At 69.4% G+C, this 13,285-nt stretch carries 12 protein-coding genes; 7 read left to right on the top strand and 5 right to left on the bottom strand.

Annotated features, from left to right (window positions below; all coding sequences use genetic code 11):
* Nucleotides 1-65: 65 nt before the first annotated feature.
* From MMB17_RS25105 to MMB17_RS25085, 5 genes are all read left to right on the top strand, one after another.
* Nucleotides 66-1,592 (top strand): efflux transporter outer membrane subunit, encoded by a 1,527-nt coding sequence (locus MMB17_RS25105; RefSeq protein WP_053608464.1) that lies wholly within the window; start codon nucleotides 66-68, stop codon nucleotides 1,590-1,592.
* A gap of 643 nt (nucleotides 1,593-2,235) precedes the next feature.
* Nucleotides 2,236-2,832 (top strand): recombinase family protein, encoded by a 597-nt coding sequence (locus MMB17_RS25100; RefSeq protein WP_059409752.1) that lies wholly within the window; start codon nucleotides 2,236-2,238, stop codon nucleotides 2,830-2,832.
* A 387-nt stretch (nucleotides 2,833-3,219) separates the two neighbouring features.
* A complete protein-coding gene (locus MMB17_RS25095; protein ID WP_043388532.1) occupies nucleotides 3,220-3,477 on the top strand; it encodes a hypothetical protein in 258 nt (85 codons plus the stop codon).
* Nucleotides 3,470-4,087 carry a hypothetical protein gene (locus MMB17_RS25090; protein WP_133250946.1) on the top strand — a complete coding sequence of 206 codons (618 nt, stop codon included), beginning with the start codon at nucleotides 3,470-3,472 and terminating at the stop codon, nucleotides 4,085-4,087. The genes MMB17_RS25095 and MMB17_RS25090 overlap by 8 nt, the downstream gene beginning before the upstream one ends.
* A gap of 114 nt (nucleotides 4,088-4,201) precedes the next feature.
* Nucleotides 4,202-5,884: a type IV secretory system conjugative DNA transfer family protein gene (locus MMB17_RS25085; RefSeq protein WP_059409751.1), complete on the top strand. Its 1,683-nt coding sequence runs from the start codon at nucleotides 4,202-4,204 to the stop codon at nucleotides 5,882-5,884.
* A 164-nt stretch (nucleotides 5,885-6,048) separates the two neighbouring features.
* On the opposite strand, the gene MMB17_RS25080 is transcribed toward MMB17_RS25085, so the two are convergent.
* From MMB17_RS25080 to MMB17_RS25070, 3 genes are read right to left on the bottom strand one after another with little or no spacing between them, the layout of a single operon-like run.
* A complete protein-coding gene (locus MMB17_RS25080) occupies nucleotides 6,049-6,648 on the bottom strand; it encodes a hypothetical protein (protein WP_043388345.1) in 600 nt (199 codons plus the stop codon).
* Complete coding sequence (locus MMB17_RS25075; RefSeq protein WP_043388347.1) at nucleotides 6,632-7,438, bottom strand: P-loop NTPase family protein; 807 nt, start codon at nucleotides 7,436-7,438, stop codon at nucleotides 6,632-6,634. The genes MMB17_RS25080 and MMB17_RS25075 overlap by 17 nt, the downstream gene beginning before the upstream one ends.
* A 4-nt stretch (nucleotides 7,439-7,442) precedes the next feature.
* Complete coding sequence (locus MMB17_RS25070; RefSeq protein ID WP_043388350.1) at nucleotides 7,443-7,955, bottom strand: hypothetical protein; 513 nt, start codon at nucleotides 7,953-7,955, stop codon at nucleotides 7,443-7,445.
* A 271-nt stretch (nucleotides 7,956-8,226) separates the two neighbouring features.
* On the opposite strand from MMB17_RS25070, the gene MMB17_RS25065 reads away from it, so the two are divergent.
* Nucleotides 8,227-8,520: a hypothetical protein gene (locus MMB17_RS25065; RefSeq protein ID WP_043388352.1), complete on the top strand. Its 294-nt coding sequence runs from the start codon at nucleotides 8,227-8,229 to the stop codon at nucleotides 8,518-8,520.
* Nucleotides 8,520-11,465, top strand: a complete 2,946-nt coding sequence (mobF, locus tag MMB17_RS25060) for a MobF family relaxase (protein WP_043388356.1) — start codon at nucleotides 8,520-8,522, stop codon at nucleotides 11,463-11,465. Before MMB17_RS25065 ends, mobF begins: the two co-directional genes overlap by 1 nt.
* Nucleotides 11,466-11,528: 63 nt before the next feature.
* On the opposite strand, the gene MMB17_RS25055 is transcribed toward mobF, so the two are convergent.
* Nucleotides 11,529-11,957, bottom strand: coding sequence for a hypothetical protein (locus MMB17_RS25055; RefSeq protein ID WP_053608552.1), 429 nt, complete (start codon nucleotides 11,955-11,957; stop codon nucleotides 11,529-11,531).
* 175 nt (nucleotides 11,958-12,132) lie between these two features.
* Nucleotides 12,133-12,951, bottom strand: a complete 819-nt coding sequence (locus tag MMB17_RS25050; RefSeq protein ID WP_053622403.1) for a GntR family transcriptional regulator — start codon at nucleotides 12,949-12,951, stop codon at nucleotides 12,133-12,135.
* Nucleotides 12,952-13,285: the final 334 nt, after the last annotated feature.

The following is a 13,285-nucleotide window of genomic DNA, read 5'->3' as shown; positions in this document are numbered from 1 at the left end:
CGCGATATCCGGTGCGGGACGGGATGTTCGTCCGCGTGTCGGAAGGATGGGTAATCCCGCTGACGATGGCCCTCGGTCGTCTCTCTCGGTATGGCGGCGTCATACTGCTGGCTTGGAGCGTCGCCGCCTGCGCGGTGGGGCCGAACTTCATGCCGCCGGAGGATCCGCCGGTCAGCCGCTACACCAGGGAGCCGCTGAAGAACCCGTCGGCCGCCGACAAGATTCGCACCCGGCAAGGCGGCTCGGCCGACCAGAGCTTCGCCTCGGGCGCCGACATCCCCGGCCAGTGGTGGACGCTGTTCCATTCCAAGGCACTCAACCGCCTCGTCGAGCAGGCGCTGGCCAACAACCCGACGCTGGAGGCCGCGCAGGCCTCCCTGCGGGTAGCGCAGCAGAACGCGCTCGCCCAGAAGGGCACGCTCTATCCGAGCCTGACCGCGACGCCTCAGGCCGAAGGCATCCAGGCCCCGGGCCTCGACCTGCAATCGCCGCTGCAGAACCAGACCCAGTACCTCTACAGCCTGTTTACCCCGCAGGCGGTGGTCTCGTACAATCCAGACGTGTTCGGCGGGAACCGGCGGCAGATCGAGTCGCTGGAGGCCGCCACCGAGAACCAGCGCTTTCAGCTGGAGGCGGCCTATCTAAGTCTGACCGCCAACGTCGTCGCCGCCGCCATCCAGGAGGCATCCCTGCGCGCGCAGATCGATGCGACGCAGAAAGTGATCCAGGCGCAGATCGAGGTGCTGCAGCTGTACAACAAGCAGCTGTCGCTCGGGCAGATCGCCGGGGCCGACGTGGTGCAGCAGCAGGCGGCGCTCGCCCTGTCGCAGCAGCTGCTGCCACCGCTGGAGAAGGCGCTCGCGCAGCAGCGCAACCTGCTCACCGCACTCGCCGGGCGTCTGCCCTCCGACGAGGTCCCGGAGACCTTCCGTCTCTCGGCATTGAGGCTGCCGACCCGGCTTCCGGTGAGCCTGCCCTCGCGGCTCGTGCAGCAGCGCCCCGACGTCAAGGCGGCGGAAGCCATGGTGCAGCAGGCGAGCGCCAGCGTCGGCGTCGCGGTCGCCAACCGCCTGCCCCAGTTCACGCTGACGGCCACGGGCGGATCGAGCGCGACGCAAATAACCCAGATTACCAACCCGGCCGCCTCGTTCTTCACGATCGTCGGCCAGGCGACGGCACCGATCTTCGATGCCGGCACCCTGTTCCGACGCCAGCGGGCCGCCGAGGAAGGCTTGACCCAGGCGCAGGCGCAGTACCGCGCCACGGTGATCACCGCCTTCCAGAACGTCGCCGACGCGCTGCGAGCGCTGCAGGCCGACGCCAGGGCGGTGGCCGCCGCCGACGCAGCGGTCAATGCGACGAACCAGAGCCTGGAGCTGGTCCGCAAGCAGTTCACGGCCGGCTCGGTGACCTCGACGCAAGTGCTGATCGCCCAGCAGGGTTACCTGTCGGCGCTGGTCACCGCGGCGGGTGCTCGCGCGACCCAGTACGCCGACACCGCGGCGCTGTTCGTGGCGCTGGGCGGCGGCTGGTGGAACCGCGCCGACGTGGCGCCGCCGCCCCCGGAGAAGGATCCGCTGAAGTTCCTGTGATCCAGCATCTCTCCGTAACCCGAGGCGATGGCAGTGTTGGTTCGTCGAACCCGTCCGCTGTTCTCGGAACGACCCGATCCAGTGAATACAAGGGCACAGAGCACATGCGGCATCGACGACCTCGCATCGATCGGATCGGTCCCTCCCATGATGGCGAGGGACTACTGTACGACCAGTCCGGCAGGCTCTCTGAAGCGCTGGATCAGGTCGGTCTCGCCTGCCGGGACTTTACGCCCACCTCCGCCGACGATCATCGGCGAGCCGCGAGGGTTGCGAGAATGGTCTGCGCGACGGCACTCGGCCTTCTCGTTGGAATGGCCGGCCTCAAGACCGCGTCGGCCGCCGACCTGATCGTCTCAGAGCCCGTCGGTCGGTTCCTGGCGACCTGCGAGACTCTCGCGCGGTCCTGCTACGCCGACGCCTGCGGTCGAGATCAGATCGATGCGGCTTCGGGCTGCCGAGGCCAGTGCCCAAGCTCGGTCGTGATCAGCGTCGTGCCCGCTGCCTGTCCGCTAACCGATCGGTCAACGGACGCTCGGAAGATCCGCTCGCAAAGGATCAATCCGTCTGCGCGGACGCTGTCTCAATAGGTTGGTACGATAAAAATTGCGGTGAGGGGACCCTGTACGTTACAGTCCCGCTCATGACGCATGTGCTGATCGGCTATGCCCGCTGCTCGACCGACAAGCAGGACCTCGCTGCCCAGCGCCACGCGCTGTTCCAGCTCGGGGTGGCGACTGACCGCATCTACACTGACAAGGGCTTCACGGGGACGAACCGGGCACGCCCGGGCCTCGACCAAGCGCTGGCCGCGGTCCGGAGTGGCGATACCCTAGTAGTACCCAAGCTCGACCGGCTGGCCCGATCGGTGCCGGACGCGCGCGCGATTGGCGACGCGCTCGCGGAACGGGGTGTGAGGCTCCAGCTCGGCGCCAGCGTGCACGACCCGTCCGACCCGATGGGCAAGCTGTTCTTCAACATCCTGGCGACGTTTGCCGAGTTCGAGGCGGACCTGATCCGGCTGCGCACGCGCGAGGGCATGGCGATGGCACGCGCCAAGGGGAAGCTGCGGGGCAAGAAGCCTAAGCTCTCGGATCGCCAGCAGAAGGAGCTGCGCCGGATGTACGACACAGGCGACTACGCGATCAGCGACTTGGCCGAGCTGTTTTCAGTCTCACGGCCGACCGTCTACCGGACCCTGGAGCGCCAATCTACGATGCCTGCTGTCGTGGCGACCTAAGTGGACGCGGCACGGCGCCCGGCATTGGGTTCACACATCACCGGTTTCCCTCGATACAGAGCGACAGAGACGCCGAGGATCAATGCCAAATAACGATCAAGATAACACCAGAGGACCGCCCGAGGGCCTCCCACTACCTTGATGCGCTCTCAAATGCCGTCAACCTCGCAGGCGGCAGGTTTTCTACATCCTGAGCAATATGTGAGGCGATGGGCGACGCGCATCTGAAGAGGATACCTTGGTTAATACTTATATCTCTTCGAAGCTTATGTGAACTGAGCAAATCGTATCAATTTTACCGATTTACCAGCCGCTTCAGAAACACGATCCTTCTATTGCGACTGTCATCGTTCATATAGATCGGGTGCAAGGATCGTTATGTCTCCCATGGACAAGGACGCGCTGCTGAGAGCGCTTTTCAAGGACTTGCTTATCGTCAATACAGAGATTCACCCCGACGTGCGGCAGGCCGAGGCCCGCTGGGCGTCCGAGCTTGGTCTTGTGCGCCCGAACTATAACGTGGTGTCGGCACGTCCCGGCCAGGATCTGAGCGGCTTTGGGGCCATCTGGACAGAGGCCGACGAAATGCTCTTTCGGACGCGGGGCGTAGTCGTGCTCAAGCCGCAGGTGCAGGGTCATGCCTGAACAGACAATGCCGGCGAGGACCGGGCGCGACATCATCCTCATCGACGACGCACGCCATCCTCAGTGGGTCGCTGCGGCAAACGCTTTCGCCCGGCGGATGGGCTCGACGACCTACACCGTACTCCAGGTTCACCAGCCCGACACGCGCTGGTTCGAGAACAACCGGCTTGCGGTGCCGCAACCTGAGCAACTGGAGGCCTTTGCAAGAGACGGGATCGTGCTGCTGCCCACGTGGCATCAGGTTCAGATGTTGGCCTACAATCCGAATTCTTTCGCCAGCATCGCAGTCACGACATGTATCAACGAGGCGGTGTCACGCTACGCGGGTCGTCAGGTCCGCCTCGCGCAGTTGGGAGGATCCGAGACGGATCTCACCGAGCAGCGCAAGTTGGCCACACGTGTGCTCCACGCGTTCGACGCCCTCGATGCTGATGGTCTTGCCGCACTGTGCGAGGCGGCCTTTCTGAACGATCCGGAGGTCGCATCGATGCATCTAAGATTTGATGATCTCAGGACTCGTCATCGTCCCATGTGGCTAGAACAACTCAATGCTGCCTGGCTGAAAGAAAAAATAAGTCTCGAAAAATTAGCCTCTCTAGATTATAGATAATTTCTTCCAAGCTTTTTGGTCCGCGAGGACATGCCGTCGTCGAACTTCAAGTGAGACAGAGGGGCAAGCTGTGCTTGCAGCGATGCTGCCTACTTTCCTCGTGACTGATCCGCAATGCGCCTGATCTTCTCAGCCTTCCTCGCGACCGTGCTCCTGGCCTACCCAGTCGCCGGTTTGATCCAGAACGGGCTCGACCCAGCGTATTGGCCCGCAGAGGTGACGCGCCCCGGTGCCTGGTTCGGGGCCCTATTCTCCCCGCATGCCGGTGACGCGCTCGCGATGCCGTACCTCATGCTGATCGGTCGCGCGCCCGAATTCGCGAATGGCGGCTGGTCGCTAGCCCCACTCATCGCCTTCTCGCCCCTCCTGATCCTGTTTGGCGCCGCGCTACTACGGCGCGCCAAGCCCGAACAGAAGCGGGACACCTCCGACCTGTTCGGCTCGGCCCGCTTCGCCACCGCGACCGAGCGCGGCCGCCTGCGCGGCGGGCTCGAACTCGGCCGCGACCCGGAGACCGGCCGTGCCGTGCGCCTCGCCGTGCAAGGCACGCTCGTCACCATCGCGCCGCCGCGCAAGGGCAAGACGTCGGGCTTGCTCATCCCCAATCTCGCCTTTCCCGAACCTCAGGGCTGGGGCGGACCCGCGGTCGTGTTCGATCCCAAGGGGGAGGTCTACCGCTCCGTCGCCGCACGGCGCCGGGCGCTCGGGCGCCGCGTCATCTGCCTCGACCCCATGGGTCTGGCCGGCGGCACCGACCACTGGAACCCGCTCCAGGGCCGCGACCCGGACGACGTCCTCTACCTTCAGAGCACCGCCCTGGCCCTTCTGCCCGAGGCCACCGGTGACGGCGAGGCCTCCGCCTACTTCCGCAATCGGGCCGTCGACCTGATCACCGGCGCGCTGTTGGTCGCCCTGCGCCAGCCGGAGGCGTGCACGGTCGTGGAGGTCCAGGATCTGCTCACCGACGAGGCCCGCTTCCATGGCCTCCTGCAACAGTACGTCACCCACTGGCCCGAGCCCGCGGCCTACGCCGCCATGGAGATCCTGCAGGCCGATCCGAAGACCAAGGACCCGATCAAATCCACCGCCCTACAGGCGTTCCAGTGGCTGGCCGACCGGCGCCTGCGCGACCTCGTCGGCGACTCGACCTTCCAGCTATCGGAGCTGTCCACCGGCGCCGTCGACCTGTTCGTGGCGGTGCCGACCGAGTACAAGGCGGTGCTAGCCCCGTTCCTGCGCTGGCTGCTGTCCGACCTTTTCGCTTCGGTGCGTCGCCACCGCCCGGCCGAGCGGTTGATGATCTTCGTCGACGAGGCCGCGGTGCTCGGCCGGTTCGACGCGCTGCTGACCGCGGCGGGCGAGTTGCCGGGCTACGGCGCCAGCCTGTGGACGATGTGGCAGGATCGCGCCCAGCTCGTCGGGCTCTACGGCGAGGCCGGGGCTGACGTGCTGCTCAACACCGCCGAGGTCGTCACCGTCTTCGACGTCCCGGCCGTCGATCCGGACGAGACCGAGCGCTGGTCGCGGGCGATCGGCGACTACACCGCCTTCGTCGAGACCCGGACGGCCCCGACCGGCGACGCCAAGGGCAGCCCGTCCACGACCCGGGCCTCGCAGGGCGCGCGCTTGATGACCAAGGAGGCGCTGATCGCGATGCCGGGCGACGAGCTCCTGGTGTTTCCCAACAGCGGCGGCCAGACCCGCCATCCGCTGCGCCTGAAGAAGACGGTCGCGCACACCGACCCGCGCTTTCGCAAGCTGATCACCGCCGTGCCGCCGGTCGGCCGGGCGCGCTGAGCCGGGGACGCCGCCACGCAGGCGCGAGCGCCAGCCGGACGCGCCTCGGTCGAGGGTGGAAAACGCGGCCGCCGCGGTTGGCAGGGCGGATCCACCCAGCGGCGCCGGACCGCCGGAACGCCACATGCCCGAGGTGAGCCGCAACCGATCGAGGGATACGGACCTCAGCGTGAGGCCGGTCCGGAGCGGGTCCGCAGCCAATCAGATGGCACACGCGTCGCGGCATAGCCCTCACCAGGGCGCCAGTCGCGCAGCTCGGCCATGCCGTCGGCGTCCCGCATCAGCGCGTAGGCGCGGCCCGCCACGAGGCGATCCCCGGCGGGTCGCCCGTCCGGCATGACCCAGGCGATGGCCACATCCCGGTCGCTCCGAACCTCGACCCAGGAGATCGGCGTGCGGCGATAGGCTAGGAGCAGCGCGAGCAGGAGACAGAGCGCGAGCAGGGCGTCACGGGTGAGCCGGCGTACGCGGAACGGCAGGCGCCCGCGCCAGACCGCGATGCGGCTGGCGTGGCCAGGAGCGGGCCGGGCGCCCGGCCCCACAGCGTCGGACCGGTCACGGATGGAGAGCAGGAGCTCGCGCCGATGTTCGGGCAGGAGCTGTACTGCGCCCTCTTCCAACGCCGCAAACCGCTCGTGGATCGGGCGCGTCTTCAGCCGGGTGAGCGCGGCGCGGCTGTCCCGCTCGAACCCGGCCGCAGCCTCGCGCGCGGCGCGATCAGCCCGCGTGAGGCGGGCGTGCACGTCCTCAGGCGTTGCGGGCACGCTTGCTCCCCCCTGCCGGCGTACCGGCCCGAGCCGGAACCGGCGCTTCTTCGACCAGCCAGAGGGCTGCCGGCTTGACCGCCTCCATCACGGCGAGGCGGAACGCGGTCAGATCGCGCAGCATCCGTCCGGCCTGCGCCTGCGAGGTCTGCTTGACCAAGCCCGCCCGGTCGAGCCGACTGACGCCGCGCAGCTGACCTGCCGCCAGCACCTCGCGCGTCCTGTCCTCCAGCTCGAATTGGCGCAGGTGCGTGACCACCGCGTCGCCGGCTACCCGCTTGAGCAGGGCCGGATCGACGGCGCCCCGCACCGCGTTGGCCACGACGAAGCGGGCGCCCGCCCAGTCCTTGGCCGCGTGCAGCAGCGCGCCGCCGTCGGCGAGCGCGCCGGCCTCGGCGGCGACCACCACCACGAGCCCGAGCTCGATCCCGGCCTCGCGCAGCGCCGGTGCCTCGTGCGTCAGGACCCCCAGCAGAGACGCCGAGGTGTTGGCGCCGATGTCCACCAGCGTGGGGGTCGCGACCTCGAAGAGCGCGTTGATCACGTCGTCGAACTCGGCACGCGCCGCCTTGCCGCCGCTGGCGTCGATCGCCTCGCGCGAGGCGCGCATGAGGAAGTGCTGCACGCTGCCCGGCTCATTCGCGGCCGTCGCGGCCTTGAACTCGGTCAGACGGTGCACCGACTCGATCTCCAGGATCGGGGCATCCGGCACCGCCTCGGCGAGGCCGCGGGTCACAGTTGACTTGCCGACGCCGCCGGTTTCCTGGGCGACGAGGAGGACGCGGGGCATGAGGTCAGTCCTTCTTGAACAGGTGGGCGTGCCGCTCGGCCTGCATCTGGCGGATCTCCGCCTCGGTGAGCGGTGCGTCTGTAGGCGCGGGGTCCGGTGTATCGCTGCCCGAGCGCAGCTCCGGGGCGAGCCGTGTCGGCCGTGACCTGGAACCGGTCGAGGCCGCGGGCGACGGTGCGGGATCCGCGCGGTCGGGGCGAGCCGCCCGCGCCGCCGTCCTGGAGGCGCGGGCGGCGGCCTGCCGGCGCACGCTGGAGATGACGCCGGTGAGGTTGCGCCCGGTGATCGGCTCGCCGGCGGCGGTGGTGAAGCCCTGCGCCGTGAGCCCGGCCGCGACCGCGTCCCAGGTCAAGCCGCCGGCCTGGAGGGCGACCAGAGCGTCGAGGTGGTCGCGCACGATGTCCATCAAGCCCGTGGCGGGCCGACCACCCGGCGCACCGGCCTTGCGGCGGCTGTCGGGGGTGGCGGCGGCGTCGCGGGCGAGGCGGCGTAGGTCGAGGCGGGGGCGCTGGGCCATGGCGACGCCCTAGCAAGGCGGGGCTTGCCAGGGCGTGCAGCCGATCGCGCGAATGCCGGGGGCGACGGCAAGCCGACGTTAAGGTCCGGCAGCGGACGGCAGGCTACGGCTGAGGACGGCAGCGATACGGTAGCGTGTACGGCAAGGGGAGGGGTATCACACCACACGCACTGAAGTGGTGAAGCGTTAACCGCGCGGCCATGCGAGCCTCGCCAGGCCGTCGCGACCGTGCCAGGGCTGCCGTCCGGATCCGCACGCAGCAGGTACGCCGATGGCCGATCAGGTCAAGCTCACGATCACGCTGGAGGCATCCCTCGCCGCCCGGTTGAGCGCCGCCGCGGCCGAGCGCGGCTGGGCCTCCGAGAGCCTGGCGGCCGACTGCGTCGCTCAAGCCCTGGAGGTGGCGATCCGCCACCGTGTCCTGATCGAGCGCATGGAACAGGTCGACGCCGCGATCCTCGACATGGCACAGGCCGTCGGTGAGCTCGGGGCCCCGTCGACCGGCATCGACCTGTCCCAGATCTGCCGCTATCGCAAGGGCACTGGCGGCCCGGATCTGGCCTGATGACCGCCTCGCTGCACCGCCTCGGCGCCGGGGCCGAGGCCGGGCTATACTACACCAATGACAGCGAGCGCGAAGCCAGGCCGGACCGGCGCGACGAGTACTACCTCGCGGACGGCGGCGGGGTGTGGTGGAGCAGCGGTGAGAGCGTCGTGCGCCACGGCGCGGCGATCGACGCGAGCTCGTTCCGCGACCTGTGCGCGGGGTTCCATCCCGGAACCGGCAAGCCGCTGGTCCGCGGCGCCGGTCCAGGCCACTGGGCCGGACAGGATTGCACCCTGACCCCCGGGAAATCCGTCTCCGTCCTCTGGATGGCCGGCACGCCCGAGCAGCGCGCCGCGATCGAGGCCGCCCACCGCGCCGCCGTCGAGCGGGCGCTCGCCTTCGTGGCGGCGGAGGGACTGGTCACCGTCCGAACCGGTGCGGGCGGCGTCGAACGGCACCGGCCGAGTGACATCATCGTCGGCCGCTTCGATCATTACACGACCCGAGAAGGCGATCCAAATATCCATACGCACTGTGTCTTCATCAACGCTGCCGGTGCGCCGCCTAAATCTGGATCCGGACGTTACAAATCACAGACACATCTGACCATCGAGGTCGAACAACTCTACGCTTACCAGATTTGCGTGGGTGCCGCGTATCGCGCTGCCTTGGCCGAGGACCTGCATCGCCGTTTCGGCCTGCGCTACCGCGAGGCCGGGCGCGGGCAGTGGGAGATCGCCGGCCCGCCCGAGGCGGTGCTGGCGGCCTTCTCCAAACGCTCGGAGCAGATCCTCAACTACGCCGGGGCCGGCGCCACCAGCGCCCAGCGCGAGATCGCCGCGCTCGCCACGCGCCGCGGCAAGCACGAGCTGCCGACCGGCGCCGAGCTGGAGGCGCGCTGGCGCGAGGAGCTCGCCGTCTGCGCGCTCGATCCGTGGGATGCCGCGCGCCATCCCGAGCGCGACCCCGCCATCGCGATGGCCGCCGCGCGTGAGACGGAACGCGACCCCCCGTTCGATCAGCCCGAGATCCCCGGCGACAGCCCGGTCACGCGCGCCGCCTCGGCGTTGTTTCGGCACGAGAGTGTGGTGACGCGCAAGGACCTGCTCCAGCGCGCTCTGGAGCTCGCTGGCGTGCAGGGACTCGGGGTCGATGCCGTGGAGGCGGAGCTCGCCCGCCTGGAGCGGGACGGCACGCTGCTGCCACTGAGCGCCGCCGAGAGGGTGCCGGGCGCCCACGCGTGCTGGACCAGCCCGGGCATCGCCGCCTGCGAGGCCGCGATGCTGCGCGCCGCCGACCGCCCGCTGGAGCGGATCTGGATCACCCCCGAGGCGGTCGAAGCGGCCCTTGCGCGGGCGGGCCATCTCAGCCCCGAACAGGGCGAGGCCGTGCGCCATGCTGCCGGTCCGGATGGGGTGTCTCTGCTCCAGGCCGGCGCGGGCACAGGTAAGACGACCACGGCCGCAGCCCTGGTGGCCGCGGCCCACGACTCTGGATTGCGCGTCGTCGGCTTGGCACCATCCTGGGTCGCCGCCGACGAGCTCGCGCGCTCCACCGGGATCCTGGCGCAGGCGATCGCGCGCTGGCGCCACGATCGGACTCGGGCGACGGATCCGGACCCCGCGCCTCACCCCGATCCCTCGCCGGCATTCGGCGCCGACACCCTGGTGCTGGTCGACGAGGCCGGGATGGTATCAACCCGTGACCTGGAAGCCGTGCTGAGCGCGGCGCAGGCGGCCGGGGCCAAAGTGGTGCTGATCGGCGACCGGCGTCAGCTCGCCTCGGTCGGGGGCGCCAGCGCGCTGCGGGCGGTCGCCGAGGTGGTCGGACGCTCGGCCGTGCTCGAACACGTCCGCCGGCAGACGGTGGATTGGCAGCGTGCCGCCTCGGTGGTGATGGCGCGCGGCGATGCCGAGGCGGGTCTGCGCGCCTACGCCGCCAACGACCGGGTCGAGCTGATCTCCGGAGCCGAGGCGGCTCACGCCCGGGTGATCGCGCTCTGGTCCGAGCAGCGCGTGGTCCATAAAGGCGACGCGCTGATTGTGACCCGGCGCAATGCCGATGCGGCGGCGCTGAACGCGCGGGCGCGGGCCGTGCTGCGGGCGGAAGGACAGCTCGGACCCGACGTAGTCGCGCTGCCGTCGCGCAACCGCGCCGATGAGGTCGTACCGCTGGCGCTCGCGATCGGCGACGTCCTGCGGTTCGGCGAGAGCCTGCCGCACTTGGGCCTGCGCAACGGCAACCGCGCCCGGGTTGAGGCGATCACCACCGATCCGGACGCGGGACCGCGCCTACGGCTGCGGCTGGAGGACGGGCGCGCGCTCGACACGGCCTGGGAGCAGCTGACGCGGGAGCCACGCTTCGGCCGCCGATCATCACAACCCAAGATCGTACACGCCTACGCAGGTACAACTTACGCGGCGCAGGGCCGAACCTGTTGCGCGGCGGTGGTGTACCTCGGGGCCAGCACGGACGCGCGCGAGGTGTATGTCGGGCTGACCCGCCACCGGCACGATGCGCGGGTGGTGGTCGAGCGCGACCGGCTCGACGCCCTGTGTCGGCAGCGGCAGGCGGATGCGCGCGTGCCGGCGACCGACACGCTGGTGCTGGAACGGCTGTTCCGGGAGGCACGGACCTACCGCGAGAAGGCCAACGTGGTCGACTACACCGCTGACCGGGTGGCGTTCGTGCGCGACGGGCTGCTCGGACTGACAGAGCGGGTCAGCCCGGGCGTCGACGTGCGCCGAGCGATCCGCGCGGCCCGGGCTCTGCGCGAGGCCGTGGCGTGGCTCGGGGTGGATTGCCTGATTGTGCCCGCTTGGCGCTTGGTCGACGCCTGCGGGCGCCGCCTGAGCCGCGCGTCGGCGCCGGTGACGCGCGCCCTGGTCATGCGGTTCGCCCGCCACCTCGGCCGCCCCAGCTCGGTGCCGCCGCGCGATCGCGACGTCGGTATCGAGCGATGAGCTCCATTCCTGTGGTCCGCGACCGATCCGGATCCGTGCCGCACTGATCCAGGCCGCCTGCGCTCAGGCGTAGGGTCCGCGGAACAGGTCGCCGAGCGCCTTGCGGCGAAACAGGGTCGTCCAGCGGCGTCGGCGGTGTTCGGGCCGATCGTGGATGATATGGCAGCGCTGGCAGAAGGCGGCGAGATTGGCATCGGCGTTGTTGGCGGTGTCGTGGTCGCGATGGGCCGCGGCCAGAACCACCCGGGTCCGGCGCACGGTCCTGAGGACGTCCACAGCACCGGGCTGGACGCGCACCCGCCGCCCGCGCCTGTCGCGCCAGGAGGCCGCGTCCGCATCCCACCATCGCCCGTCGCCGAGGTGGACTACCGTCCGCCCGTGCGGTCGCCCGCAGCCCTCGCAGCGTCCCTGAGCGCGCCCGAACCGGATTACGGCCGAGAGCTGGGGCCAGTCGATCGGGTAGAAGAAGCGGTGCTCGGGCCGGATCGGCATGGGGATCGGGATACGGGATCGAAGCGTGACCGTAGAGCGAGACGGGTCGTCCGCACAGGGGTCTGGGCGGGGATGGCATTCGGTCGGTGGGGGCCTGATGGGCTTGAGGCCGAAGAAGCCCTGCCCGTCTCCCGAGGAGAGGGCGGCGTTCGTTAGACCGCACGAGCTCAGACCCTCAGCGCATGGCTCGGCCCGTGCCACGACCCGCGCGGATTCGCGTGTGCCCGCTCCGGTCGAGGTCGACCGCTGCCCCCCGACAGCCCTTCGACGGTTCCGTTTTCCCCGATTCTGACAGGATGAGAACTCCAGTACTCGTGCGCTTCGCGGATTTGCACCCTCCCCCATCGCTCAGCGTGGCCCGGTGATCCTCAGCACCCGAGAGTTCTCTGCCCGGCTTGCGCGCCAGCCGCATCCACGCCTGCCACTCGGGCGAGACGATGCGCACGACGTTGGTGTCGTTCCTGAAGCCCGTCACCCGCCGCTCCTCGACGGTGACGAGCCCGAGTCTCTTGGCCTCGCGCAGGGCGTTGCGGACGGTAGTCTCGGCCACGCCCGCGATCGCCGCGAGCTGCCCCACGGCCAGTCGGCAATCGCCTCGTTTTGAGGTTTCCGTGGCCACCAGGGCCAGCACCGCCTGCTCGGCCAGGGTGAACTGGGCCGCTAACCCCGGCGGCAGCCTTCCCGAAGCCGCCCAGCGGCGGCGGCGCTCCAGCGAGGCCTCCGTGCGCGGGCGTGAGCCGACGGCCCTCCTGGGTGCTCCTGCGCCGTCCTGGAACGTGGGCGCGATTGCAGCCTCAGGGCTGGGTCGTAGACCCGCCGGTAGCCGACGAGCCGCGGGCGCGTCCGTGCGCGCCTCGATCAGCCCGGACAGGGTCTCGGCCTCGGTCTCCGTGACGTGCCCTTCGCCGTAAGCGCGCCAGAGCAGCGCCGTCACGGACGGAAGGGTGATTCGGTCAGCCGCCTCGATCGCGCAGCGGATTTTTTCGGCAAACACGTGTCTTGGCCCTTTTCCATAGGGCCACAGGGGGACGTTTGGCGGCGCAAGCTGTGCGCTCCGTTCAAGACAAGCCGATATCGTTGCCGGAACCGGGGTTCCGACTTGACGCCTGAGGGCGCTTTATGGCTTGTGAGGGATGCTGTTGTGCCTCACAGGCCATCTCGATTTCGAAGGCCTCACCCTTGCCGGGGTGGGGCCTTTGGCTTTTCAGGGTCCTACTGCGGCGATTGCTCTCCTGAATGGCTGGCTCACGACTCGCTTGGGCGAGCACGGCCATGACAGCCCATGTCGACCGGGCGGCACGGCTAAGTCAACGTTGCGGGTGGCTGAT

The sequence above is a fragment of the Methylobacterium organophilum genome (genome assembly GCF_022533465.1).
In the GTDB taxonomy this organism is placed as follows: domain Bacteria; phylum Pseudomonadota; class Alphaproteobacteria; order Rhizobiales; family Beijerinckiaceae; genus Methylobacterium; species Methylobacterium organophilum.
Note: the sequence above shows the minus strand (reverse complement) of the source record. Positions and strands in the feature narration are given on the sequence as shown.

Excerpts from the sequence above, each read along its gene's own strand:
- MMB17_RS25100 (WP_059409752.1), top strand. The coding sequence starts at position 2,236 with ATGACGCATGTGCTGATCGGCTATGCCCGCTGCTCGACCGACAAGCAG.
- MMB17_RS25065 (WP_043388352.1), top strand. The coding sequence starts at position 8,227 with ATGGCCGATCAGGTCAAGCTCACGATCACGCTGGAGGCATCCCTCGCC.
- MMB17_RS25105 (WP_053608464.1), top strand. The coding sequence starts at position 66 with ATGGCCCTCGGTCGTCTCTCTCGGTATGGCGGCGTCATACTGCTGGCT.
- MMB17_RS25085 (WP_059409751.1), top strand. The coding sequence starts at position 4,202 with ATGCGCCTGATCTTCTCAGCCTTCCTCGCGACCGTGCTCCTGGCCTAC.
- mobF (WP_043388356.1), top strand. The coding sequence starts at position 8,520 with ATGACCGCCTCGCTGCACCGCCTCGGCGCCGGGGCCGAGGCCGGGCTA.
- MMB17_RS25095 (WP_043388532.1), top strand. The coding sequence starts at position 3,220 with ATGGACAAGGACGCGCTGCTGAGAGCGCTTTTCAAGGACTTGCTTATC.
- MMB17_RS25075 (WP_043388347.1), bottom strand. The coding sequence starts at position 7,438 with ATGCCCCGCGTCCTCCTCGTCGCCCAGGAAACCGGCGGCGTCGGCAAG.
- MMB17_RS25070 (WP_043388350.1), bottom strand. The coding sequence starts at position 7,955 with ATGGCCCAGCGCCCCCGCCTCGACCTACGCCGCCTCGCCCGCGACGCC.
- MMB17_RS25090 (WP_133250946.1), top strand. The coding sequence starts at position 3,470 with ATGCCTGAACAGACAATGCCGGCGAGGACCGGGCGCGACATCATCCTC.
- MMB17_RS25055 (WP_053608552.1), bottom strand. The coding sequence starts at position 11,957 with ATGCCGATCCGGCCCGAGCACCGCTTCTTCTACCCGATCGACTGGCCC.